Raw genomic sequence first — 24,657 nt, 5'->3', positions numbered from 1 at the left:
TCACTCGGCCAGGATTTGTCGAGTCAGTGTCTGGATCAGCTCGGCTTCTTCAATCGCAAGCAGGGCCTGCTGGCTATCGGTTTGCTCCTTGTAGGCCGCTTTCGACAGTAAACCGGCGGTAAGACTATCGCGTAGTGCCTCAAGTCGTTCCTGAAAGGGCTGACGCTGCGCTTCGAATTGCGCCTGATATTTGTTGGTTATATAGACTTGCCAGAACTCTCTGGAAAGCAGCGCCTGGAATTCCTCGGGTGAATTATCCAGTGCCACTATTTTTTCATAGGCGCTGTCTAGCATGCCCTGTGTGACTCCACCCATATGGGTGTATGCCGTCCGCTGAGGCTGCCCAGGCAGTTGGAGGCGGTCTTTAAGGCCGTAGCGATAAGCCAGTCTGATCTCGACCTCCTCGCCCAGGCGCAGGCGATGCGGGCGCTTCGCTTCTTCCGATACCGTCGGATCGTTGACAATCGTTTCGCTGCGCAGGATGTCGGCTGAGGCGATTTTGTCCACTTCATGCAATCGGAACAGGCTTCTGGACAATGCCGATAACGGCTTGCCTTGTGACTGATCCATCGCCTGACTTTGGGCCCTGTATACCAGGACTGCGGTTTCCAGGTTGCCGAACGAGAAGGCCGCTCGGTCGCAGCACGCAGGTTCGCCGGCTCGATCGAAGATTTCTTTGCGCAACTGTTCGGACTCCGAACTGTTTTCGGTAATAGCGTCGATCAACTCCCAGACTCTTCGCCGATGATCCTCCTGGCCCGTACCCAGTTGCTCTAGACGCTTGAGCAGGTCGAAGAAGGGATCCGCCCCCTGCTGTTCGCGTAGCGTAGTCCATTGCGATCGCCTGGCCGAAACCTGAGCTGAGTCCAATCCCTTGGTCAAGCGTCGAAACGACTCGTCGCCCCGATTTCTAAAGGGTGCTGGCGGTCTGTTTAGCGTGGATGTGACCACTAAACGGTTTGGCTGCCCCACTTCGGCGAGTCCGGCTGTGATCAACCGGGCTGCGTAACGCCTGACCCGTGCCAACGTTTGATCGGACAACGGATTACCGGTAACAGAGGTCAAGTTATTGAGCCGTGCCGAACGGGGCAGGAGCGCGTCTGTAGGCGCGATGACGGAGTCAGGAATCTCTGTTATCTGATTGGCACTCAGGTCGATCGTGTCCAGTAGCGGTTGCTCTGCCAGGCCGGTCGGCCATGTCTCAATGCCTGTACCCGACAGATCAATCGAGCGGATGTCGGGCATCTGGCTGAAGTCGGGTGTCACGCCTAGTTGTTGGTTTCCCTGTAATACGAGGCCTCTGAGCGTGATGCGTTCCGCCAGGATGCGGGCGGTGTCCGGGGTCAGGCGAATCCGGTTGTTCTGCAGATATAAACGGGTGAGCCCATGCATTTCGCCCAAGGCTGGAGGAAGGTCCCTGAGCTGATTATCTGCCAGGTCGAGCCAGCGTACGTGTCGGTATCGTGTCAGGAAGCTTTCTGGAGAAACGCTTAGGTACATGTTGTTCAGTTTGAGTGAGCCTACGTGGCTGAAGTCCACGTCCAGGTCCGGCAGACTCGGCAGCCTCAGGCCACTGAGATCGAGTTCCAGGCCAATCGGCGTGCCATCCTTGGCCAGCATCTGCGGTGTCTCCTGTCTCCAGCAACTCAAAATGCGTTCCAAGGCGATGTTACGATCGTCCCAAGTCACTGCATTGGTTGCCAGTTGGCCAGAGCGAACATAACCCTGGCGGCGAACACCGCCTGAAAACGCCCAGGCGTCCAGTTGGGTTTGGAGCTTATGGAACTCAAGTTCGAGTCTGTCCAACTCTGCCGCCACTGTTCCTTTGGGCAAGCTCCAAAGAAACTCCCTAGCCTGCTTGAGGGTCTTGCCCGGATATAGCCGCTGATACCTTTCTATCCTGGGGTTACCCGAGTCAAACGCGCTGTCAATTGCGTCTTTGATCAGGTCCGGATGGTTTTCATGCAGATTGCGCCAGTAGCTTTCGAATTTTCTCCAGTATTGAGAGGGAAAGTCATTGCCTTGTAGCTGGGTGACGTTATTGATCCGGACGATGGTTTCCAACTGGTCGGCCGGCGGTTTCAGGTAGGTTTCGGGAACTGCACGCAGTTTGTTATTGAGCAAGTTGAGGCTTTTCAGGTTGGTCTGACTCAGTAGGCCGGTGGGCCACTGATCGATCTTTGTATTGCTGAGGTCCAGTGTTTGCAGTTTCGACATACCGCTGAAGTCGGGCGTTATCCCCAGCGGGTTTTCCGATAGATCGATATGTTCAAGCTGGGTAAGGCCGGCCAATTTTTCAGCACTGGGTACATCCAGCCTGATCTGGTTCGAACTCAAGTTCAGCGTGGTCAATTGACTCATGTTGCCGATCGCGGTGGGGAGTTTGTCGAGCTTGGAGTGTGTGATGCTCAGTCGCTCCAGGTTGGAGAAATTGCCCATGAACGTATCCGTCGCATCCGACCAGTTAATCGACACAAGATCCAACTCCCGCACATGGCTGAAGTCGGCTTTCAACCCGGGAAGCGCGGAGGTGCCCGACGGCATTGTGAATGATGTCCCGGTCTCACGACGCCAGCAGCGCTTGATCTCATCGGTAGCAAGCTTGGCCCAGCTTGTAGATTCGGAAGCGTTTGCATGTCGCCATGCCTTCAACTCCCTGCTGAGGTTTCTGTACTCGGCTTCTCGCCTATCCAGCCCGCCAGCAATGTCATTGCCAAGAGACTGGATAAACGCGTTGATCTGTCCTTCGTCAAATGACGGGAACAAGCTGTGTACCCGACGCTGCGGGCTGCGCAGTTGATTTAAGGCTGCGCTGGCACTGTCGGCCAATTGCCGGAAGAACGACCAGTCATGTCTCTCGCCTCGTACGCCCCCCGGTGCGCCGACGATGGCGCTGACCCAGACATTGGCGGCGTTGCGCCTGATGGCGTGGCTTGCACCGAGGCGACTGCTGTTGTAGACGTTAGCCGCGTCCATCGCCACGGGATCGCCGGGTTTGACGATGCGCCAGACTTTGCCTGCCGCCGAGGAAGCATCGCGGTCGAGCATGACTTGATAGGTGCCGCCGTCGATGGTCACGTATTGACGCCCGCTCAGGGCATGGACGCCGTCTGCATCGGCATTGTCCGGCACCTGCTTGTGGGGTATCCGCAAACCACTGATGCTCTGGTTCGATAGCGGCGACTCCCGCGATTGTGTGAGGAATTCTGGCAGGTGCGCCTGCTGTACGCGCGCTTGCTCAAGCACGTCCTGAGCCAGCACGGCGGTGTCGTGGCGCCCAAGGCCCAGCTCATTGCGTTGGGTTTCGGTGAGAGTGCGCAAGGTGGCACCGAGTAAGCTGTTTTCCCCGACGGCCGCCGTTTTCAGATCGCCACTGTCCGGTCGGTAGCCAGCATATTCAGTGCCGGACTTGACCAACATGACGAAGCTGTCTGCGTCTTCGCTCCCATAGGTGTCCAGCAGGGATCCTCGGCGGATGGTCCGCCCGGTCTGATCGGTAGAGCCTTGATACACCTGCACGCCGACATCGCTTGGCCAACCTGGCAAGAGCGTCAGCAGGTTGCAGAACAGGGCTTCACTGTGCGCGTTGAGGCCGAGGCCGCTTGGGTCCGAAAGTGCGTTGAGCGCCTCAGTGATGATGCTTTGTTGAAGACTTTTGTGAATGGCCTCGCGTACCGGAGCTTCCAGGAAGGAGTACAGGCCGACGTCGCGTAATGAGGGATGACGACGCAGCAAGTCTGCAGCCATTGCCCGTGAAAGGTCCGGAAAGCGACGCCGCAACAGGCCGATTGCCAGGTCATCACTGGTGGGCTGGCCGGACAGCGCCGTGGGTGCAAACCGAGCTGCTGAATTTTTTGCATTCAGGTGGTCGCGCGGTTGGCCGTCGCGTAACGCCTCATACACAGCGGCTTGATGTGCTTGAAGGTGTGTCGCTATTTTTTTTCTCAGCTCAAGCAATCGGCTCGCCAGGTGTTGGTCTTCACTGCTGTGGCCTGTCTTACCCAACCTGCTATTGGGGACGAGCCGTTCATGTTCCTGCAATACCTGTTGCATGAGCGAGCCCACCGGCGAGCCAAATGCCAGTGCCAGGTAACGATCGCGGCCGTCCTGGCGTAGTTCGATTGTGGCCAAGGGCTGTGTGTTGCCCGCGAGCACCGGTGCGTGGCTGGACAGCAAGGTTTTGCCGTCAGGGGCATACAGTTTGATCGTGCAGGTGCCCAGGTCGGCCAGTAGCGCAGGCATGACCTGATCGGCAATGGGCGGCAGCGGGCCATCGCTCTGCCTGAGCGCCGCTTGTAACTGGGTGAGCCCTTCGCGCAGTTGCTGATTCTCTATGGCCTGCGTCAGTGCGACGGGCGCGCGCCGGCGATCGAACCAGATATCCAGCAGATCCTGGCGATCCACCCGCGCGACATCCAGCGAGCGCTTACAAGCTGTCGGGCTCAGCGGCAGCTCGCTGGGCGAGATCATGTGCTGCAACAGTTGGGCTTCGTTCAGCGCACGGGTATCGATCGGGTCGAGTGTCCAGCGGTCATGCTTGGCTGAATAGGTAACGTAGGGCTGAATGCTTGAAGAACCGTGCATGTCCAGTTGATAGCGCCCGGAGATTTTTTCGAGGGTGACCTGGGCGAATCTGGTTTGGTTGTCGACCTGTAGCTTGATGTAGCTTCGGTTGTCCTTTTCAAACAGGCCTTGAGGGTTTTGTTCAACTCCCGACAGGTAGTTGGGGTCGATTTGTGTGTAGTCGTTGATGAACCACAACCCAGGCTTGCCGTTCGTGCCAAGAGCATAGTTGGGGTTACCCAGCGCGTTCCTCAACTGACGGGTGCGGCGTGCAGACAACTTGGCTGCCGCCCCCTGCAAGCGCAGCCCCACCAGCAGGTCAAGGATGTCGCCGACAGCTTGCACCAGCTCGGCCTGCTGGCCTCGGCGCAGCGCCGCAATGGCAGACCAAGTCTGATAGACGAGGGCGCCCAGCATTGCGACCAACATGATTTTGCCCAAGCCCGTCACACCGCCGGGGAGGGGGATCAGCAGCATCGACAAGGTTTCGCTGACCAGATAGGTGGCCAACGCAACGGCGGCCTCCTGGTCGGCGAGTTTATTGGTGCGGGCCAGTCGGATAAGGTCCGATTGTATCGGCCACGCCTGGTGGATCGGCAAGGTGTGGGCGAGGCAACGGATGTCCGTGCCGATTTTTTCCACCGCCAGTTTTTGTCTGTTTGGGGTCTTGCTGGCGAACAGGTCATACAGGATTTTGGCATGCCAGGCGAGCTCGTCCCGGTTGACCTTCAGCGGTTTGATAAAGGCTCGCAGCTTTTCCTGATTGTTCAGGGAGATGGCCTTCATGAACCAACTGAAGTGTGCCAGCCCCACGTCGTTGCGGATCTGGTCCTGCAGCGAGTCCACGGCTTCTTGCCTGGAGGCATGTCGGCGTAACGCGCCATTGGGGCGGTCCGGGAAGTAGCTGTAGACGCAAGAGCCGTCGGGCGTGTCAAAGCGACGAGTAAAGAACGGCAGGGCAATCTTTTCGCCGCCGGCGTCCAGTTGGTAGAGGTCCCAATACACGCTGGTGTCGAACAGCCAGTCTTTAAGTTCATTGAATTCCCATTCGCTGATACTCCAGGACTCATTGGTGCGGTACGCGTCCCTCAATGCGACCAGCAGCTTGGTGCTTTGCAGGCCGAATAGCGGATTGGACAGACGCTTCTTGAACTCTTTTTCGATGTAGTCGCTGATGCGCGTGCCGATGTCCACGCTCCTTGCGACGGCCACGAACGCTTTGACGCTGATGACGTTGCCGCTGATAGAGCTGGCGCGTTGTTCTTCGGTGGAGAAATACGCAGTAAACCCGAAGTTGCGATACGCCGCCTCCAGCAAGGTGATCGAGCGTTCGTACTCACGTATGCCCAGGTCCTCTTTGTAGATGCGCACGTTGTTGCCCAGGCGGTCGTTGGCGGGGAGGTCATCCTGGGAGGCCGGTAGCTGCCGGATCCGCGTCTTCAGGTAAGTGGTACGCGAGTTGATGACCGTGCCGGTTTTGCTCTTCAGCGCGCTGTCCAGAGCGTCGACCATTTGCTGGCTCAAGTCGTTGTAAAGATCTGTGAGGGCGTTGCCGAGGGTTTGCTCGCGCTCCACCAGATCCTTGCTCAGACGCAGGTATTCTTTTTGCTCGTCCACGCCCATTTTGCCCATGAAGGCATTTACGTTTTCCTGTATCAGTTGAAAGATCTGTTGTTCGGCCCAGCTTTCGTTGGTGAGTAATGCAGGTTGCTCTGCATCAAAGGTGACTGAGTTGGTCATGGTGTGTGCTCGGGAAGAGAGCGCTTGGCACAGCAGCGTGGCAGGCGCTCTGTTGGAAAGATTGAGCGACATTAGGGCCGGCAGTACCAGAAGAAGAGGTGCATAAAGCTGTGCGCTGAAAACGCCTGGTAGTTGCACCCTCAATGACGACGCGTGATCAGCGCGCCTATGTGGGCCTCGCCCCCCCAGCAAAACCGGGCTATAAGCACCGTCGGGCGCGGTGTGGCTAAAAGCCGACCATTGCCGTCGGAATTGGTCAAAATTTGTGCTATATTCCGCGCCCGCGATTTTTCATCTCAACACCGGTCACCGTCATGCAAACAGCCAAGCCGTTATTTGACTATCCCAAGTACTGGGCCGAATGTTTCGGTCCTGCGCCATTCCTGCCGATGAGCAGGGAGGAGATGGATCAGCTTGGCTGGGATTCCTGCGACATCATCATCGTCACCGGTGATGCGTATGTGGATCACCCATCGTTCGGCATGGCGATCATCGGCCGGCTGCTGGAGTCCCAGGGCTTTCGCGTCGGGATCATCGCCCAGCCGAACTGGCAGTCCAAAGACGACTTCATGAAGCTCGGCGAGCCGAACCTGTTCTTCGGCGTCGCGGCCGGCAACATGGACTCGATGATCAACCGCTACACCGCCGACAAGAAAATCCGCTCCGACGACGCCTACACCCCAGGCGGCATGGCCGGCAAACGCCCGGACCGCGCCAGCCTGGTGTACAGCCAGCGCTGCAAGGAAGCCTACAAGAACGTGCCGATCGTGCTTGGCGGCATCGAAGCTTCCCTGCGCCGCATCGCCCACTACGACTACTGGCAGGACCGGGTGCGCAACTCGATCCTGATCGACGCTACCGCCGATATCCTGCTGTACGGCAACGCCGAGCGCGCCATTGTCGAAGTCGCCCAGCGCCTGTCGTGGGGCCACAAGATCGAAGACATCACCGACGTGCGCGGCACCGCGTTCATTCGCCGTGACACACCCGCGGGCTGGTACGAAGTGGACTCCACGCGTATCGACCGCCCGGGCAAGGTCGACAAGATCATCAACCCGTATGTGAACACCCAGGACACCCAGGCCTGCGCCATCGAGCAAGAGAAAGGTCCGGTGGATGACCCGGAAGAAGCCAAGGTCGTGCAGATCCTGGCCAGCCCGCGCATGACCCGCGACAAGACTGTGATCCGCCTGCCGTCGGTGGAAAAAGTCCGCGGTGACGCGGTGCTCTACGCCCACGCCAACCGCGTGCTGCACCTGGAAACCAACCCAGGCAACGCCCGCGCCCTGGTGCAGAAGCATGGTGACGTGGACGTTTGGTTCAACCCGCCGCCCATCCCGATGACCACCGAAGAAATGGACTACGTGTTCGGTATGCCTTATGCACGCGTGCCGCACCCTGCGTATGGCAACGAGAAAATCCCGGCCTACGACATGATCCGCTTCTCGGTAAACATCATGCGTGGCTGCTTCGGCGGCTGCACCTTCTGCTCGATCACCGAGCACGAAGGCCGCATCATCCAGAACCGTTCCGAAGAGTCGATCATTCGCGAAATCGAAGAAATCCGTGACAAGGTGCCGGGCTTCACCGGGGTGATCTCCGATCTCGGCGGGCCTACCGCGAACATGTACCGCATTGCCTGCAAGAGCCCGGAAATCGAATCCGCGTGCCGCAAGCCGTCGTGCGTGTTCCCCGGCATTTGCCCGAACCTGAATACCGACCACTCCTCCTTGATCCAGCTGTACCGCAGCGCCCGTGCATTGCCGGGTGTGAAGAAGATTTTGATTGCTTCCGGCCTGCGCTACGACTTGGCCGTCGAGTCGCCTGAGTACGTGAAAGAGCTGGTGACCCATCACGTGGGTGGCTATCTGAAGATCGCCCCGGAACACACCGAGGAAGGTCCGCTCAACCAGATGATGAAACCGGGCATCGGCAGCTATGACAAGTTCAAGCGCATGTTCGAGAAGTACACCAAGGAAGCGGGCAAGGAGCAGTACCTGATCCCGTACTTCATCGCCGCCCACCCGGGCACCACCGATGAAGACATGATGAACCTGGCCCTGTGGCTCAAGGGCAACGGCTTCCGTGCCGATCAGGTGCAGGCGTTCTACCCGTCGCCGATGGCCACCGCCACCGCGATGTACCACTCGGGCAAGAACCCGCTGCGCAAGGTCACCTACAAGAGCGACGCGGTGACCATCGTCAAGAGCGAAGAACAGCGCCGTCTGCACAAGGCGTTCCTGCGTTATCACGACCCGAAAGGCTGGCCAATGCTGCGTGAAGCACTGACGCGCATGGGCCGCGCCGATCTGATCGGGCCGGGTAAAGACCAGTTGATCCCGCTGCACCAGCCGGCCACCGACAGCTACCAGAGCGCCCGTCGCAAGAACTCGACGCCGGCCGGCAGCCACAAGGTCGCCAAGGAAACCACCACCAGGATCCTTACCCAGCACACCGGCCTGCCGCCCCGTGGCAGCGACGGCAGCAACCCGTGGGACAAGCGTGAGCAAGCCAAGGCGGCTGCTCAGGCGCGTAACAAGCAGGCCGCCAAAGAGCGTGCCGATGCGGCCAAGGGCAAGGGCGGCAAGCCTGCGCGCAAGCCGGTAGTGCCGCGTTGATCATCGCTTGAATATGCAGAACGCCAGCCTCGTGCTGGCGTTTTGCTTTCTGGTCGAGGGTGAGCCTGTTTGGTAAGGTGGCGTCCATTAGATTGCTATCGCAGGCAAGCCAGCTCCCACACTTGGAATGCATTCCCCAGTGGGAGCTGGCTTGCCTGCGATGAGGCCGGTCTGGGCACTATCAATTTCAAGGAAGAACACTTATGGGCAACCCCTTGCTCAACATCGGCATGGACTCCAACCGCTCCCAGTTCATGGCGCGCCAGCGCATCGAAAGCCAGATCAACCTGCCGCGCCTGTTTGCGGCCATCGACGCAGACCCCGGCATTGTCGGCGCCGGCGTGGTGTACATCGACGCCGACTTCAACGTAATAACCCTGCGCGAATTCAAGCCCATTTGCAGCATCAGGCCCAAGCGCATCATTTTGCGCGAGGCGCAGAAGTACATCTCGCCTGCCCAGTTTGTAGAACAGGTGAAGACCGATCCCCGTGAAGGACGCCTCCAAAAGGAAGCCTTTGATATGGGCCTTTCCTGCGGCGCGGCGGTGATTGGTTGGATCGTGGTGTTCAGCGGCAGCGTCGCGGTACCGTTCACGGCCGGTGCCAGTGCTTTTGTGGTGGGCATTGGCATCACGGCGGCATTGGCCAGCAGCGCTCAATGCGGGTTCGGTGTGGCGCGTACCTATAACGAGATACTCGATCCCGATGCCAACGACCGCATGGACGATGCGCAATGGTATGACGCGGTTTCACCTATTCTGGATGCGGCCTCTTTGGTAGGCATCGGCACGGGGGCCTTTACCACGCTAAGACTGCTCAAGGCCAACAAGGCCGCTGCATTGGGCAAGAGCTGGTATCAGTTGCTCAAAGGCCTGAGCCGCCAGGAGCGCAAGAAGTTGACCAAGGAACTGCTTAGCCTCAAGGATCCAAGCCTGACGCCCAAGTTGCTCAAACTGCAACAGCGCGCCGGTAAGCTGACCAAGAGCTTCAGCAACACTGAAATCCGCCACGCCACCCTGACTCAGTTGAAGGATGCGCTGGGCGGCGTATTGGGTGTCGTCGGCAGCTATCGAACGGGGCATGTCGGTACGGCCAGCACCATAGCGATCGGCTTGTACGAGGACTTGACCGAATGAACGGCGTTCCCGATATGCGCAGTTTTCTTGCCCGTTATTTTCCCGTGTTCATGGGCACCGTCTTCATGGCGATTTTCTCTGGTTCAGTTGCGGTCTCAACGGCAGGGGTGACGTATTTGCGCAGTGTTGAGCCTGCGCTCAAGTCCAGCTGTTCAGGGGCTGCGATCCTGGTGTTGGTGGCGGTGCTGGTATTTGGCAATGTGATGATCGCGCGTGGTTATCCATGGGCGGCGCGCCTGGTGGCGGGTTACCTTGGCACGTGCCTGCTGTTCGTATTACCGATGATTCAATACGACCTCAATCGCCTGGTGTACGGCTCGGCGGTGTTGTTTCCGCTGCTGGGATTGCTGTTGCTCAACAGCAAGCGCCATCGTGAAATGCGCCAGCGGTTACTCGAAATACGCCACCTGCGCCAGGCGGTGATTGCCCAGCGAAAAGCTCGTTGATTGGGTAGATTCACCAGCTGTGGCTGCGCCTTCGCCAGAAAATCAATCCAGTCTCCACCGTTTCAAGGAAGAACACCCATGGGCAATCCCTTGGCCGGCTCGGCATGATCAGGAAGTGCCTGTCGTGCTAAAGCGAAGCTTCTGACATTTTTTGAGGACTGCCACTCTTTAATCTCTGCACTCTTGTGAAAAACCGGAGTAAAGGGATGACTTCCAGCGTGTTGAAAGACGGGTTTCCCAGGGCGCATTTGACGACACGGCAGTGGGTCGAAAGCAGTATTGATCCAAGTAAGTTGTTTGCGGCCATTGATGCTGATTCGGCCGTTGTCGGCGCGAGGGTGGTGTATCTCGATGCTCAGATGCGGGCGATTGTGTCGCGTGAGTCGCAGGTGGCGTTCGAGGCGGTGAATACGGGATTGGCGTGTACGTCGGCGGTGATCAACCATCCGGAAATGCCCCGAAAAATGATCAAGCTCAAACAAATCGCCGCAGAGATGCCAAAGCGTTACACCTCGGCCGAAGTCAGGAATGGAACGATCTTTCAGATGCTTGATGCCCTTGATTCTGCATCGGCGGTTGCTGGGAACTTACGGTCCGGAAATATCCGGCCCATAGCAGTTGGGTTGTATGAGGGGGGCCCAGAATGAGGCTTATCACAAGGAGGTATCTTGTCCCCATCCGCCCTTTTCTGATTCGTAACTTCCCCGTGTTTATTGGCGTAATTCTTTCGGGGCTATTTGGCAGCTCCGCTGTTGTGGTGCTAGTGGAAAACTATTACTTCCCCTTGTTATCGAACGCGGCTGCTGAGATTACCGGTTTGGTGTTGGTCGTTTTTATCACCCACTGCAATTTCATGATTGTCTGTGGGCGTCCTAAGTGGACCTGGGGCATGTATGCCCTTTTTATCGCCTGCCTGTTGGTTGCTGTGCCAGGTTATCATTTTTCGCCGAACTTCCTTTACGCTGAGTGCTTCTTCTGGCCGATCCTCGGCCTGCTACTGCTTCGCAGCAAACGCCATCGGGAAATGCGTGCCGCCTACGTAGAACTTCGCCACATGCGCGCGAAAGTCGTGGCAGCTGTTAAAAAGCGCCGCAAACACGAGTGCGCAATTATCAGAATAAAAAAACCGAGGTGATCCCCCACCTCACCGTCCACCCAATCGCTACCTCTGCACCCACACCCGCCACAAATTTGTGCAACCCTTGCACCACAACCGCAGGCACGGCGCTGTTTTGGTGCTGTACTGCACCGGGCTCCACGATAAAGCGCAATGACGGCCGCTGTGGCATAAGTCTTGCGCGCGTTGTACTCATGCCCAGGCTCGCAGGAGGCCGCCGTGTCGATACATGTCGCGTTGCACCACGTTACGCATTACCGCTACGACCGTGCTGTCGAACTCGGCCCACAAATTGTGCGCTTGCGCCCGGCAGCCCATAGCCGCACGCGGATCCTGTCTTACGCGCTGAAAGTGCTGCCCGAGCAGCATTTCATCAATTGGCAGCAAGACCCCCAGGGCAATTACCTGGCGCGCCTGGTGTTCCCGGAAAAAACCGACCAACTGCGCATCGAAGTCGATCTGGTCGCCGAGATGGCGGTGTTCAATCCGTTCGACTTTTTCCTGGAACCCTACGCCGAAAAAATCCCCTTCAGCTACGCCGCCGATGAGCAGCGCGAGCTGGCGCCGTACCTGGAAACCTTGCCGCTGACGCCAAGGTTTGCCGCCTACCTGGCCGGTATTGACCGCACACCCTTGCCTGCGGTGGATTTCCTGGTTGGGCTGAACCAGCGCCTGGCCGCCGATATCGGCTACCTGATCCGCATGGAACCGGGCGTGCAAACCCCGGAATTCACCCTGGAAAACGCTTCCGGCTCCTGCCGCGACTCGGCCTGGCTGTTGGTGCAATTGCTGCGCAATCTTGGCTTGGCGGCGCGATTTGTCTCTGGTTATCTGATTCAGCTCACCGCTGACGTCAAAGCCCTCGACGGCCCCTCCGGCACCGAAGTGGACTTCACCGACCTGCACGCCTGGTGCGAAGTGTATTTGCCCGGCGCTGGCTGGATCGGCCTGGATGCCACCTCCGGTTTATTTGCCGGTGAAGGGCATATCCCATTGGCCTGCAGCCCCGATCCATCGTCTGCCGCACCCATCAGTGGGTTGGTGGAACCGTGCGAATGCGAATTTACCCACGAAATGTCGGTGGAGCGTATATGGGAAGCCCCTCGGGTAACCAAGCCCTACACCGAAGAACAATGGCTGGCGATCCAGGCCCTGGGCCGACAGATTGACGGCGACCTGCTCAAGCATGACGTGCGCCTGACCATGGGCGGCGAGCCAACTTTCGTGTCCATCGACGACCCCGACGGCGCCGAATGGAACACCGCCGCCCTGGGGCCGGACAAGCGTCGCCTGTCCGCCGAGCTGTTCCAGCGCCTGCGCCGGCACTATGCGCCCCAGGGCCTGGTGCATTTCGGCCAGGGCAAATGGTACCCCGGCGAGCAACTGCCGCGTTGGTCGCTCAATTGCTACTGGCGCCGCGATGGGGTGCCGATCTGGCACAACAGTGCGCTGATCGCCGATGAGCAAGAGGACTATGGGGCTGACGGCGCGATGGCCGGACGTTTCCTGGCCAGCGTCGCCGAGCGTCTGAAGTTGCCGGCGCGCTTTGTGTTCCCTGCCTTTGAGGACAACTTCTACTACCTGTGGCGCGAAGGCACACTGCCGCAAAACGTTAGCGCCCAGGACCCGCGCTTAAGCGACGAACTGGAGCGCGAACGCCTGCGCAAAGTCTTCGTCCAGGGCCTGGACAAGGTCATCGGCCAAGTGCTGCCGTTGGCGCGCACCGCCGCCAATGATCGCTGGCAGAGTGGGCGCTGGTACTTGCGCGATGACCACTGCCGCCTGGTGCCGGGCGATTCGCCGTTGGGTTATCGGCTGCCGTTGGCTTCGCAGCCGTGGGTGACAGCGGCGGAGTATCCGTTCATACACCCGACCGATCCGAACCAGGATCAGCCGCAGTTGCCCACGACCGCGCAGTTGCATAGCCACGACGAGCCGGCCCCAAGTGATGAGCGTGTGCCAAAGGTCGACGAATCCGCCGATTGGCTGACCCGCACTGCGCTGTGCGCTGAAGCGCGGGAAGGACGCCTGTACTTGTTCATGCCGCCGCTGGAACGCGTGGAGGATTATCTGGAGCTGGTGACGGCCATCGAGGCCACCGCCCAGGAACTGCATTGCCCCGTGTTGCTGGAAGGCTACGAGCCACCCGCCGACACACGTCTGAGCAATTTTCGCGTGACGCCGGACCCGGGTGTGATCGAGGTCAACGTGCAGCCATCCGCCACCTGGGATGAGTTGGTGGAACGCACCGAATTTCTTTACGAAGAAGCCCGGCAAACCCGCCTGACTACCGAGAAATTCATGATCGACGGGCGCCACACCGGCACCGGCGGTGGTAACCACTTCGTCCTCGGCGGTGCGACGCCCAAGGACTCACCATTCCTGCGTCGCCCCGATTTGCTGCGCAGTCTGATCAGCTACTGGCATAACCATCCGTCGCTGTCCTACCTGTTCTCCGGCCTGTTTATCGGCCCGACCTCCCAGGCGCCACGGGTGGATGAGGCGCGCAACGATGCGCTGTATGAACTGGAAATCGCCTTCGCGCAGATGCCGGCACCGGGCGAGGAATGCCCGCCGTGGTTGGTGGACCGCCTGTTGCGCAACTTGCTGATCGACGTGACCGGCAACACCCATCGCGCCGAATTTTGTATCGACAAACTCTACTCGCCGGAGGGTGCCACCGGCCGCCTGGGCCTGCTGGAGTTGCGCGCTTTCGAAATGCCACCCCATGCGCGCATGAGCCTGACTCAGCAATTGCTGCTGCGCGCGCTGGTCGCACGGTTCTGGCGCGAACCTTATGCGCCGCCGAAGCTGGCGCGTTGGGGCACCGAACTGCATGACCGCTTTTTGTTGCCGCATTTTATCGAACAGGACTTTGCCGACGTCATTGTCGAGCTCAACGCTGCCGGTTATCCGCTGCGGGCCGAGTGGTTTGCCGCGCATCTGGAGTTCCGCTTTCCCAAAGTGGGTGATTACGCCGTCAGCGGTATCGAACTGGAGCTGCGCCAGGCCCTGGAGCCTTGGCATGTGCTGGGTGAGGAGGGCGCGGTAGGCGGCACGGTACGTTATGTGGATTCGTCCCTGGAGCGCCTGCAAGTCAAGTTGAGTGGCCTGCCGGCGCAGCGCTATCTGCTGACCTGCAACGGCATACCCGTGCCGCTGCAACCGACCGGTCGGGTGGGAGAGTTTGTTGCCGGTGTGCGTTACCGCGCCTGGCAACCGGCCAACTGCCTGCAACCAACCATTGCAGTCCATGCGCCGTTGGTGTTCGACCTGCTCGACACCTGGATGCAGCGCTCGCTGGGTGGCTGCCAATACCATGTGGCGCATCCGGGCGGGCGCAATTACGACAGCTTGCCGGTCAATGCCAATGAGGCAGAGAGCCGGCGGATGGCGCGGTTTTTCCGGTTGGGGCATAGCCCTGGCAAGCTTGTGGTGCCGACTGTAGTGGTGAACGGTGAATTGCCAATGACCCTGGATTTGCGGCGTTTTACAAAAAATAAGGAATGAACATGATCCAAGTGTGGGAGCTGGCTTGCCTGCGATAGCGGTGGTTCAGTCGATAGTTCTGGTGACTGACACACCGCTATCGCAGGCAAGCCAGCTCCCACATTGGATCGTAGTGAATTTGAGTTAACCTGACTTCCCTTGCCTCTGCCGAGCGTTCCATGTCCGACTTGCTCGACCGTTACCCGCTGACCGCGGGCACCTATCACGAACTGCTGGACGCCGGCGGCGCGGTGCGTGCCCATTGGCAGCGCCTGCTCGACCATCTGCAACGCAGTACGCCCGCACAACTGGCCCAGCGCCAGGCGTTGCTGACGCGGCAGATCCAGGAAAACGGCGTGACCTATAACGTCTACGCCGACCCCAAGGGCGCTGATCGCCCGTGGGAGCTGGACCTGCTGCCCCATGTGCTGGCCGCTGATGAGTGGCGGCAGTTGTCGGCCGGTATTGCCCAGCGCGCGCGTCTGCTCAATGCGGTACTCGCTGACCTCTATGGTCCGCAACGCCTGATCAAAGAGGGGCTGTTGCCTGCCGAGCTGGTATTTGGGCATAACAACTTTTTATGGCCGTGCCAGGGTATCCAGCCGCCGGACGGTGCTTTTCTGCACCTGTACGCCGTGGATCTGGCGCGCACTCCCGATGGCCGTTGGTGGGTCACCGCCGACCGTACCCAGGCGCCGTCGGGCGCCGGCTACGCCTTGGAAAACCGCACCATTGTGTCTCGCGCCTTCCCGGATCTGTACCGTGACTTGCAGGTGCAGCACCTCACCGGTTTTTTTCGCACCTTGCAGGAAACCCTGGCCCGCCAGGCGCCCGGCGATGACCAGCCGCCACTGATCGTGCTGCTCACGCCGGGGCGTTTCAACGAAAGCTATTTCGAACATCTGTATCTCGCCCGCCAGCTCGGCTACCCACTGGTAGAAGGCGGCGACCTTACCGTGCGCGACAGCACGGTGTTCCTGAAAACCCTCAGCGGTCTGCGCCGGGTCCACGCGATCATGCGCCGCCTGGATGACGATTTCTGCGACCCTCTGGAGCTGCGTACCGACTCGGCCCTGGGCGTGCCCGGCCTGCTTGACGCCGTGCGCCAAGGCAATGTGCTGGTGGCCAATGCCTTGGGCAGCGGCGTGCTGGAGTCGCCGGGCTTGTTGGGGTTCCTGCCGAAGATCAACGAGTTCCTGTTCGGTGAAGCGCTGATCCTGCCGTCGATTGCCACCTGGTGGTGCGGCGAGGCACCGGTGCTGGCCGAGGCACTGGAGAAGCTCCCGGAACTGTTGATCAAGCCGGCGTTTCCTTCGCAAAGTTTCGCCCCGGTGTTCGGTCGTGATTTGAATGAACAACAACGCCAGGCCCTGGCCGAGCGGATGCGCGCGCGGCCTTACGCCTATGTCGCCCAGGAGCTGGCGCAGTTGTCCCAGGCGCCGGTGTGGCATACCGAAGAAGATCATCTGCAACACCGCGCCATCGGGATGCGTGTGTACGCGGTAGCCAGCGATGAGGGGTATCGCGTGTTGCCCGGTGGCCTGACCCGTGTGGCCGCCGACGCCGATGCCGAAGTGGTGTCGATGCAACGCGGCGGTGCGAGCAAGGACACATGGGTACTCGGCGAGCGCGCCAGCGCTGGTGAGCAGTGGCGTGCCCAGCGCGCCATTGGCGTGCATGATCTGGTGCGCCGCGACCCGTATCTGCCGTCGCGGGTGGTGGAAAACCTGTTCTGGTTTGGCCGTTATTGCGAACGCTGCGATGACAGTGCGCGCTGGCTGCGCATTGTGCTGGCGCGTTATGTCGACGGCGACGATCCGTTGGCATTGCAGGCGGCGGTCGAACTTGGAGAAAACCTGCGCCTGTTGCCGGAGGAGGGCGAGCTACCGGAGCGTCTGCTCGCGGCCTTGCTCGGTGATGACTGGCCCTCAAGCCTGCGCGCCAATTTGCAGCGCTTGCAGTGGGCAGCGTCCCAGGTGCGCGGCAAGCTGTCGCGGGAAAACTGGCAGGCCCTGGTGGAGCTGCAACGCGAAGCCATGGAGCTGGAAAGCCAGGCCCCGGACTTCGGCGAGCTGCTGGATTTTCTCAACCGTTTGGTGATGTCTTTGGCGGCGCTGTCCGGGTTTGCCCTGGATGATATGACCCGCGATGAAGGCTGGCGCTTTTTGATGATGGGCCGGCGCATTGAGCGTCTGCAATTTCTGAGTACCAGCCTGGCAGCGTTCCTGCGCGGTGTGGCGGTGTTCGATCAGGCGGGGCTGGAGTGGTTGCTGGAGCTGGGCAACAGCAGCATCACCTATCGCTCGCGCTACCTGGCGGTGCCGCAGCTGATCCCGGTGCTCGACCTGTTGTTGCTCGATGAGCAGAATCCCCATGCGGTGCTGTTCCAGCTCAAACTGGTGAGCCGTACCGTGCGTCGCCTCAATGATGATTTTGGGGTGCCCAGGGAAACCGGCCTCGCGCCGTTGGTGGAGCGCCTGGGGCGCTTTGACCTGGGGTGCCTGGAGAACCCGTTGTTTGGCGAGCCCAGCGTGCGTGCCGCGCTGGATGGCCTGGCCGACCTGCTGCAAGCGGTCGCCGATGAGAGCGGGCAAGTGTCGGATCGCCTGGCGCTGCGCCATTTTGCCCATGTGGATGATGTCAGCCAGCAAACGGTGTCGGTGTGATGAGTGCGCGCTATCAGATTTTTCACGATACCCATTACCACTACGACAGCCCGGTGTCCCTGGCCCAGCAGCTGGCGCATTTGTGGCCACGGCCGTGTGCGTGGCAGCGTTGCACCTGGCAAACCCTGGACATCAGCCCGCCGCCCTCTTCACGCCGTGATGAGCTGGACGTGTTTGGCAACCCGATCACGCGCCTGGCGTTCGAGCGTCCTCATGATGAGCTGCTGGTCAATGCCGGGTTGACCGTGGAAGTGCTGGCGCGACCCGCGCTGGATCTGGGGCAATCGCCGGCGTGGGACCGCACCCGTGACAGTTTTACCTACAGCAGCCAGGCGCTGTCGATGGAGGTGATTGAAGCCTGCCGCTATCGCTTCGAATCGCCTTACGTGCATCTGAAAAAAACCTTCGTCGAGTTCTCTGAAAGCTGCTTCCCGCCTGGCGAGCCGTTGTTGGTCGGCGTGCAGGCGTTGATGCATAAGATTTTCAGCGAATTCACCTTTGATGCCGAAGCCACTCAGGTCGCCACGCCGCTGGTGGAGGTGCTGGAGCGTCGTCGCGGTGTGTGCCAGGACTTCGCCCACCTGATGCTCGCCTGCCTGCGCTCACGGGGCCTGGCGGCGCGCTATATCAGCGGCTACCTGCTGACCCAGCCACCGCCCGGCCAGCCACGGCTGATCGGCGCCGATGCGTCCCATGCGTGGGTCTCGGTGTTCTGCCCGCGGTCGGGCTGGGTGGATTTCGATCCGACCAACAATGTGCAGCCGGCACTGGAGCACATCACTCTGGCCTGGGGCCGGGATTTCTCCGATGTGTCGCCGTTGCGTGGGGTGATTCTGGGAGGCGGGAGCCATGACCCGGAGGTGCGGGTGACGGTGATGCCGCTGGAGTAGCGGTGGGTTGGGGTGAACAGGGAGGGCCTGCTCACCCCAACAAAATTTATTCAGCCGGGTCTTTCGGGGTTTCGGTCTCGTCAGTTGCTGCTTCACCTTCCGCATCCGGGTTCAGCGCGCCGGCTTCTTCGTCTGCAGCGGCTTTCTTGCGTTGCAGCTTTTCCTCTTTCTTCTGTTCCTTTGCCAAGTCTCTCTGACGTTTGGCGAAGGAGTAATTAGGTTTGGCCATGGGCGATCCTCTAGGGTCGAAGGTGAGGGTAGGCGGCGCGCAGCTGCCTTGGGTCGTCATGGTAGCAGCTTCAGGGTGCCCTTTGCTTTCACTTACCGCAGGCGTAGGCGGCCAGCAGGCCGTTGAACAGGTGATTGAGGTGCATGGCATGAACTCCCGTGAGTGATGGGGCGATCATAGGCAGGGTGCGGCAGTTTGGCTGGTTGATTGTGTTGATCAACCTGATAGCCTAAAGTTGTATACAATCTGTTGATGCAGATCATAAGAAACTAAGCCTGCTTGAGGCACCCTTGTCGCAATACGCGTTTTCTAACCCTGCCCTGGAGATTCACATGTTCGCCAAACTCGTTGCTGTTTCCCTGCTGACTCTGGCTAGCGGCCAGTTGCTTGCTGCAGAGTGCAAGGTCACTGTCGACTCCACCGACCAGATGTCTTTCAATACCAAAGAAATCACCATCGACAAGAGCTGCAAGCAGTTCACCGTTGAGCTGACTCACTCGGGCAACCTGCCCAAGAACGTGATGGGGCATAACTGGGTGCTGACCACTGAAGCCCACATGCAGCCTGTAGCTACTGACGGTATGGCTGCAGGTATCGATAAGGATTATCTGAAAGCCGGTGATGACCGCATCATCGCCCACACCAAGATCATTGGTGCTGGCGAGAAAGACTCGGTGACCTTCGACGTCTCCAAGCTTAAAGCCGATGAGAAGTACAGCTTCTTCTGCTCGTTCCCTGGCCACATCTCGATGATGAAAGGCACTGTGGTTCTGAAGTAAGACCGCGTTATCGTTCATCGCAGGCAAGCCAGCTCCCACATTCGACCGCATTCTCATGTTGGAACTCGGTCAAGTGTGGGAGCTGGCTTGCCTGCGATGGCGGTCTACCTCACGGCGCAAACGGCATCACCCGCTTGTGCTCAGTCTTGCGATACGTCTCGCAGATAATCCTGAACGCCTCCTCACGCACCGGCTCACCGTGCAGGAACGCATCAATCTCTGCATAGGTCACGCCATGTGACGCCTCGTCTGGCTTGCCCGGCGACAAGTCTTCCAGGTCCGCCGTCGGGATCTTCTCTACCAGTGACTCGGGCGCACCAAAATGCCGGGCAATCGCTCGCACCTGGTTTTTCACCAGCCCGCTCAATGGCGCCAGATCGCAGGCACCATCACCGAACTTGGTGAAAAAGCCCATCACCGCTTCCGCCGCATGGTCGGTACCAATCACCAAGCCACTGGCCGCGCCGGCGATGGTGTACTGCGCCACCATGCGCATACGCGCCTTGGTGTTGCCCAGTACGAAGTCGCGGGATACCGCCGCCTTGCCTTCAAACGCTGCTACTTCATTGGCCAGGGCTTTGACCGCCGGGCCGATGTTGACGGTGTGGCGCTCGTCCGGCTCGATGAAGTCCACCGAAGCCTGGGCTTCGTGTTCGTCGAACTGGGTTTCGTAGGGAAGGCGCACGGCGATAAAACGATAAGCCTCATCGCCAGTGCTGGCGCGCAGTTCCTGCACGGCACGTTGGGCCAACAGGCCTGCGGTCAGGGAGTCGACGCCGCCGCTGATGCCCAGCACCAGGGCCTTGAGCCCGGAATTGCGCAGGCAGTCCTGGATAAAGGCTACGCGCCTGGCGACTTCTGCCTCCAGTGCGGCCTGGTCTTTGAACGGTGCTTGCACCTTGAGCTGCTGCGCAATCTCACGCTGTACGGCTTGCATGCTTCACTCCTTGCTGGATAGGGCAGGTACTTTGAAAACGTGACGCAAATAGGCGACAAAATTCGGGTCGGTGCAATGGGTCTTGCCCGCTTCATCGGAAATCTTGGCGACGGGCTGGCCATTGCAGGCGGTCATTTTAAGCACGATGCTCATCGGTTCCACCCCCGGAATGTCGCAGGTGAGGTTGGTGCCGATACCAAAGCTCACATTGATCCGACCCCGCAACGCGCGGAATATTTCCAACGCCTTGGGCAGCGTCAGACTGTCGGAGAACACCAGGGTCTTGCTCATCGGCTCGATGCCCAGCTTGTGATAGTGAGCGATGGCTTTTTCCGCCCACTGAATCGGATCGCCGGAGTCGTGGCGCAGGCCGTCGAACAGCTTGGCAAAGTACAAGTCGAAGTCACCGAGGAAGGCGTCCGTGGTGATGCAGTCGGTCAAGGCGATGCCCAGCAGGCCACGGTACTCGCGTACCCAGCAATCCAGGGCGGCGATCTGGCTGTCGATCAGGCGTGGGCCGAGTTGTTGGTGGGCCATGATCCATTCGTGGGCCATGGTACCCAGCGGTTTCATATCGAATTCGCGAGCCAGGTGCACGTTGCTGGTGCCGACAAAGCGCCCTGGGAAGTCGTGTTTGAGCACGCTGACCACTTCTTCCTGCACGCGGTACGAGAAGCGGCGGCGCGTGCCGAAGTCGGCCACTTGCAGTTCCGAGAGTTCATCGCTGGCGGCATTGGCCGTCAGCCAATCGAACTTGCGGTACAGCTGTTCGCGGGCCTGTTCGAGGATCACGGTCTGGTAGCGATAGCGGTTACGCACTTCGCTGACGATGGCCAGCATCGGCACTTCAAACAGGATCACATGCAGCCACGGTCCGCGCAGGCGGATAAACAACTCACCGTTCTCGATACCGGTCTGCACATACCGCAGATTGAAGCGGAACAGCCCGAGGAAGCGCAAAAAATCCGGCTTCATAAAGCTGATGCGTTCCAGAAAACCCAATTGATCGGGGCTCAGGCTCAACTCGGCGAGGCGTTCGATCTGGTAACGGATCTCCGCCAGGTACGGGCGCAGGTCTTCGCTGTTGCGGCAACGGAACTCCCATTCAACTTCCACATTGGGGTAGTTGTGCAGCACCGCCTGCATCATGGTCAGCTTGTAGAAGTCGGTGTCGAGCAGGTTCTGCACGATGCGATCGGCAAACACACTCTCGCTCATAACGGGAATCTCCAGACGGCTCGGCGATGGGCGCCGGCCTTTACGCACAATTAAGGAAGGGGGCTAGTGGCGCATAGACCTGTGGGGTTTTGCCAGTGATTTTTTCAGTAAGGCCAGAGGCGCCATCGCAGGCAAGCCAGCTCCCACATTTGAAATGCATTCCAAACGGTGGGAGCTGGCTTGCCTGCGATGGCGATTCTCCAGGCGCTAAAGCACCTGCTCCATCATCCACTTCACAAATTCGCGCACCTTCGGCACCTCCGCCGAATGCTCCGGATAAGCCAGGTAATACGCATCCTGGCTCGGCATCGCATGTTGCCAGGGAATCACCAGCTTGCCCTCGGCCAACTCCTCTTCCACCAGAAAGCGCGGCAACAGCGCCACGCCACAACCCACTTGCGCGGCCCGAATGCACATATAGAAGGTGTCGAACCGCGGCCCGTGGTAGCTGTGCTCGGTGTGGAAGCCCTGGCTGGCGAACCAGTCATGCCAGCCCTGGGGCCGCGAGGCGTTTTGCAGCAACACCAGGTCGCTCAGTTGCGTGGGGTCGGTGAAAGGCTGCGTCGGCAGGCTCTCCGGCGCGCATACCGGCACCAGCTCTTCACTGAACAGCTTCAGGCTCTCGGTACCCGGGCGTGCGCCCTGGCCGAAATAGAACGCCATGTCAGCCTTGCCTTGCAGCAGCTCGTCCGGCTGCTGTTCGTTGCACAGGTCCAGGTGGATCTGCGGGTGACGCAGGCGCCAACCCTTGAGGCGCGGCACCAGCCAGCGCGCGCCGAAGGTATAGGGCGTGGACACGCGCAGCACCTCGGTCTCGCCGCCGTAGGAGCGCAGGTAATGGGTAGACATCTCCACCTGGGTGAGGATCTTGCGCACTTCCACCAGGTACAGATCGCCCGCCGGGGTCATCTGCAAGCGGCGGCGTACCCGGCGAAACAGCAGGTGCTGCAACAACTCTTCCAACTGCGCCACCTGTTTGCTCACGGCGCTTTGTGTGAGGTTCAGCTCTTCGGCGGCGCGGGTGAAGCTAAGGTGGCGGGTGGCGGCTTCGAAGCACTGCAGAGCGGTGATCGACGGCAAATGTCTTTTGTTCAGCACGGCTTGCCTCTTTTTATTCTTTGCATGAATAAACGGAATGATATCTCGCCTAATCGTCGTTTGTTGGCAAGTCTTGGGCCAGCTACAAATAGGGCCAGGATCGCCGTGTGTATTGCGGCGCGAATTTTTGTATGCAGATTGAAGGAGTGACCCATGGTTGCCGCATTGCTTGATCGTCTCGGGGTAAACCCGGCGCTGTACCAGGCGGGCAAACAGCCCGTGCATTCGCCGATTGATGGCAGCCGTATCGGCAGTGTGCACTGGGAAGGCGCCGCCGAGGTGGAGCAACAGGTCAGTCGTGCCGAGCATGCATTTGAGGCGTGGCGCAAAGTGCCGGCGCCGCGGCGTGGCGAGCTCGTGCGCCAGTTTGGCGATGTACTGCGCCAATACAAGGCCGACTTGGGCGAACTGGTCTCCTGGGAAGCCGGCAAGATCACCCAGGAAGGCTTGGGTGAAGTCCAGGAAATGATCGACATCTGCGACTTCGCCGTGGGCCTGTCCCGACAGTTGTACGGCTTGACCATCGCCTCCGAGCGCCCAGGCCACCATATGCGTGAAACCTGGCACCCGCTGGGCGTGGTCGGGGTGATCAGCGCCTTCAACTTCCCGGTGGCCGTATGGGCCTGGAACACCGCGCTGGCATTGGTGTGCGGCAACGCAGTGATCTGGAAACCCTCTGAAAAGACCCCGCTCACCGCCCTGGCGTGCCAGGCGCTGTTCGAGCGCGTATTGAGCAAGTTTGACGATGCTCCCGAGTACTTGAGCCAGGTGATCATCGGCGGCCGCGATGCCGGCGCCGCGCTGGTGGACGACCCGCGTGTGGCCCTGATCAGTGCCACCGGCAGTACGCGCATGGGCCGCGAAGTGGCGCCGAAAGTCGCGGCGCGCTTCGCCCGTAGCATTCTTGAGCTGGGTGGCAACAACGCGATGATCCTCGGCCCAAGCGCCGATCTGGACATGGCCGTGCGCGCCATCCTGTTCAGCGCCGTCGGCACTGCCGGCCAACGCTGCACCACCTTGCGCCGGCTGATCGCCCATGAATCGGTCAAGGAGGACATCGTCACCCGCCTCAAGGCTGCCTACTCCAAGGTGCGCATCGGCCACCCGCTGGAAGGCAACCTGATCGGCCCGCTGATCGACAAGCAGGGTTTTGACAACATGCAGGACGCCCTGGAGCAAGCCTTGAGCGAAGGCGGCAAGGTGTTCGGCGGCAAGCGCCAACTGCAAGACACATTCCCCAACGCTTACTACGTCTCGCCGGCAATTGTGGAAATGCCCGAGCAAAGCGACGTGGTGTGTACGGAAACCTTCGCGCCGATTCTCTACGTGGTCGGCTACACCGACTTCGCCGAAGCCCTGCGCTTGAACAACGCGGTGCCACAGGGGCTGTCGTCATGCATCTTCACCACGGATGTGCGTGAAGCCGAGCAATTCATGTCGGCGGTGGGCAGTGATTGCGGGATTGCCAACGTCAATATCGGCCCTAGCGGCGCGGAGATCGGGGGGGCCTTTGGCGGTGAAAAAGAGACTGGCGGCGGGCGAGAGTCGGGGTCGGATGCGTGGCGCGGGTATATGCGCCGCCAGACCAATACCGTGAACTACTCGCTGGAATTGCCTCTGGCCCAAGGCATTACCTTCGACTGAGCCCTCGCGTCGAAGTGAGATCAAAATGTGGGGGGGCTTGCTCCCGATAGCAGTGTTTCAGTCAGCAAATCTGTAGCTGACCCACCG

The 24,657-nt window shown here is 59.9% G+C and carries 15 protein-coding genes; 10 read left to right on the top strand and 5 right to left on the bottom strand.

Going from position 1 to position 24,657, the window contains the following annotated elements:
• Nucleotides 1-6,303: an NEL-type E3 ubiquitin ligase domain-containing protein gene (locus TK42_RS07020; RefSeq protein WP_158254341.1), complete on the bottom strand. Its 6,303-nt coding sequence runs from the start codon at nt 6,301-6,303 to the stop codon at nt 1-3.
• A gap of 314 nt (nt 6,304-6,617) precedes the next feature.
• On the opposite strand from TK42_RS07020, the gene TK42_RS07015 reads away from it, so the two are divergent.
• The 8 genes from TK42_RS07015 to TK42_RS06980 all read left to right on the top strand — a co-directional run bounded on the left by TK42_RS07015 (nt 6,618) and on the right by TK42_RS06980 (nt 18,665).
• A complete protein-coding gene (locus TK42_RS07015) occupies nt 6,618-8,921 on the top strand; it encodes a YgiQ family radical SAM protein (protein WP_005784258.1) in 2,304 nt (767 codons plus the stop codon).
• A 203-nt stretch (nt 8,922-9,124) separates the two neighbouring features.
• Nucleotides 9,125-10,057 (top strand): NAD synthetase, encoded by a 933-nt coding sequence (locus tag TK42_RS07010; protein WP_103733906.1) that lies wholly within the window; start codon nt 9,125-9,127, stop codon nt 10,055-10,057.
• Complete coding sequence (locus tag TK42_RS07005) at nt 10,054-10,503, top strand: hypothetical protein (RefSeq protein ID WP_103733905.1); 450 nt, start codon at nt 10,054-10,056, stop codon at nt 10,501-10,503. The genes TK42_RS07010 and TK42_RS07005 overlap by 4 nt, the downstream gene beginning before the upstream one ends.
• A 206-nt stretch (nt 10,504-10,709) precedes the next feature.
• Nucleotides 10,710-11,150 (top strand): hypothetical protein, encoded by a 441-nt coding sequence (locus TK42_RS07000; RefSeq protein ID WP_103733904.1) that lies wholly within the window; start codon nt 10,710-10,712, stop codon nt 11,148-11,150.
• Nucleotides 11,147-11,638, top strand: coding sequence for a hypothetical protein (locus TK42_RS06995; RefSeq protein ID WP_103733903.1), 492 nt, complete (start codon nt 11,147-11,149; stop codon nt 11,636-11,638). Before TK42_RS07000 ends, TK42_RS06995 begins: the two co-directional genes overlap by 4 nt.
• Before the next feature lie 201 nt (nt 11,639-11,839).
• Complete coding sequence (locus tag TK42_RS06990; RefSeq protein WP_103733902.1) at nt 11,840-15,130, top strand: DUF2126 domain-containing protein; 3,291 nt, start codon at nt 11,840-11,842, stop codon at nt 15,128-15,130.
• Nucleotides 15,131-15,288: 158 nt separating this feature from the next.
• The gene (locus tag TK42_RS06985) at nt 15,289-17,775 is read left to right on the top strand and encodes a circularly permuted type 2 ATP-grasp protein (protein ID WP_103733901.1); all 2,487 of its coding nucleotides are present in this window, start codon (nt 15,289-15,291) and stop codon (nt 17,773-17,775) included.
• Nucleotides 17,775-18,665, top strand: a complete 891-nt coding sequence (locus TK42_RS06980; protein ID WP_103733900.1) for a transglutaminase family protein — start codon at nt 17,775-17,777, stop codon at nt 18,663-18,665. Before TK42_RS06985 ends, TK42_RS06980 begins: the two co-directional genes overlap by 1 nt.
• Nucleotides 18,666-18,711: 46 nt before the next feature.
• Here TK42_RS06980 and TK42_RS06975 read toward each other — a convergent pair whose 3' ends face one another.
• Complete coding sequence (locus TK42_RS06975) at nt 18,712-18,894, bottom strand: hypothetical protein (protein WP_005784271.1); 183 nt, start codon at nt 18,892-18,894, stop codon at nt 18,712-18,714.
• Between the two features lie 332 nt (nt 18,895-19,226).
• On the opposite strand from TK42_RS06975, the gene azu reads away from it, so the two are divergent.
• The gene (gene azu / locus TK42_RS06970) at nt 19,227-19,673 is read left to right on the top strand and encodes an azurin (RefSeq protein WP_032878176.1); all 447 of its coding nucleotides are present in this window, start codon (nt 19,227-19,229) and stop codon (nt 19,671-19,673) included.
• Between the two features lie 109 nt (nt 19,674-19,782).
• On the opposite strand, the gene nadE is transcribed toward azu, so the two are convergent.
• From nadE to TK42_RS06955, 3 genes are all read right to left on the bottom strand, one after another.
• Nucleotides 19,783-20,610, bottom strand: a complete 828-nt coding sequence (gene nadE / locus TK42_RS06965; protein WP_078820150.1) for an ammonia-dependent NAD(+) synthetase — start codon at nt 20,608-20,610, stop codon at nt 19,783-19,785.
• A 3-nt stretch (nt 20,611-20,613) separates the two neighbouring features.
• On the bottom strand, nt 20,614-21,828 hold the full coding sequence (gene pncB, locus TK42_RS06960; RefSeq protein ID WP_005784275.1) for a nicotinate phosphoribosyltransferase: 1,215 nt from the start codon (nt 21,826-21,828) through the stop codon (nt 20,614-20,616).
• Nucleotides 21,829-22,035: 207 nt separating this feature from the next.
• Nucleotides 22,036-22,926 carry a LysR family transcriptional regulator gene (locus TK42_RS06955; protein ID WP_103733899.1) on the bottom strand — a complete coding sequence of 297 codons (891 nt, stop codon included), beginning with the start codon at nt 22,924-22,926 and terminating at the stop codon, nt 22,036-22,038.
• A gap of 153 nt (nt 22,927-23,079) precedes the next feature.
• Between TK42_RS06955 and TK42_RS06950 the strand changes: the two genes are divergently transcribed.
• Nucleotides 23,080-24,570, top strand: a complete 1,491-nt coding sequence (locus TK42_RS06950; protein WP_032878171.1) for an aldehyde dehydrogenase family protein — start codon at nt 23,080-23,082, stop codon at nt 24,568-24,570.
• Nucleotides 24,571-24,657: the final 87 nt, after the last annotated feature.

Source organism: Pseudomonas sp. GZJR-8 (assembly GCF_002916705.1).
GTDB lineage: Bacteria > Pseudomonadota > Gammaproteobacteria > Pseudomonadales > Pseudomonadaceae > Aquipseudomonas > Aquipseudomonas synxantha_A.
Note: the sequence above shows the minus strand (reverse complement) of the source record. Positions and strands in the feature narration are given on the sequence as shown.

Bases quoted from the DNA above. Each gene is read 5' to 3' on its own strand.
- TK42_RS07000 (WP_103733904.1), top strand. From the start codon at position 10,710: ATGACTTCCAGCGTGTTGAAAGACGGGTTTCCCAGGGCGCATTTGACG.
- TK42_RS07015 (WP_005784258.1), top strand. From the start codon at position 6,618: ATGCAAACAGCCAAGCCGTTATTTGACTATCCCAAGTACTGGGCCGAA.
- TK42_RS06985 (WP_103733901.1), top strand. From the start codon at position 15,289: ATGTCCGACTTGCTCGACCGTTACCCGCTGACCGCGGGCACCTATCAC.
- TK42_RS07005 (WP_103733905.1), top strand. From the start codon at position 10,054: ATGAACGGCGTTCCCGATATGCGCAGTTTTCTTGCCCGTTATTTTCCC.
- nadE (WP_078820150.1), bottom strand. From the start codon at position 20,610: ATGCAAGCCGTACAGCGTGAGATTGCGCAGCAGCTCAAGGTGCAAGCA.
- pncB (WP_005784275.1), bottom strand. From the start codon at position 21,828: ATGAGCGAGAGTGTGTTTGCCGATCGCATCGTGCAGAACCTGCTCGAC.
- TK42_RS07010 (WP_103733906.1), top strand. From the start codon at position 9,125: ATGGGCAACCCCTTGCTCAACATCGGCATGGACTCCAACCGCTCCCAG.
- TK42_RS06995 (WP_103733903.1), top strand. From the start codon at position 11,147: ATGAGGCTTATCACAAGGAGGTATCTTGTCCCCATCCGCCCTTTTCTG.
- TK42_RS06980 (WP_103733900.1), top strand. From the start codon at position 17,775: ATGAGTGCGCGCTATCAGATTTTTCACGATACCCATTACCACTACGAC.
- azu (WP_032878176.1), top strand. From the start codon at position 19,227: ATGTTCGCCAAACTCGTTGCTGTTTCCCTGCTGACTCTGGCTAGCGGC.
- TK42_RS06950 (WP_032878171.1), top strand. From the start codon at position 23,080: ATGGTTGCCGCATTGCTTGATCGTCTCGGGGTAAACCCGGCGCTGTAC.
- TK42_RS06975 (WP_005784271.1), bottom strand. From the start codon at position 18,894: ATGGCCAAACCTAATTACTCCTTCGCCAAACGTCAGAGAGACTTGGCA.
- TK42_RS07020 (WP_158254341.1), bottom strand. From the start codon at position 6,303: ATGACCAACTCAGTCACCTTTGATGCAGAGCAACCTGCATTACTCACC.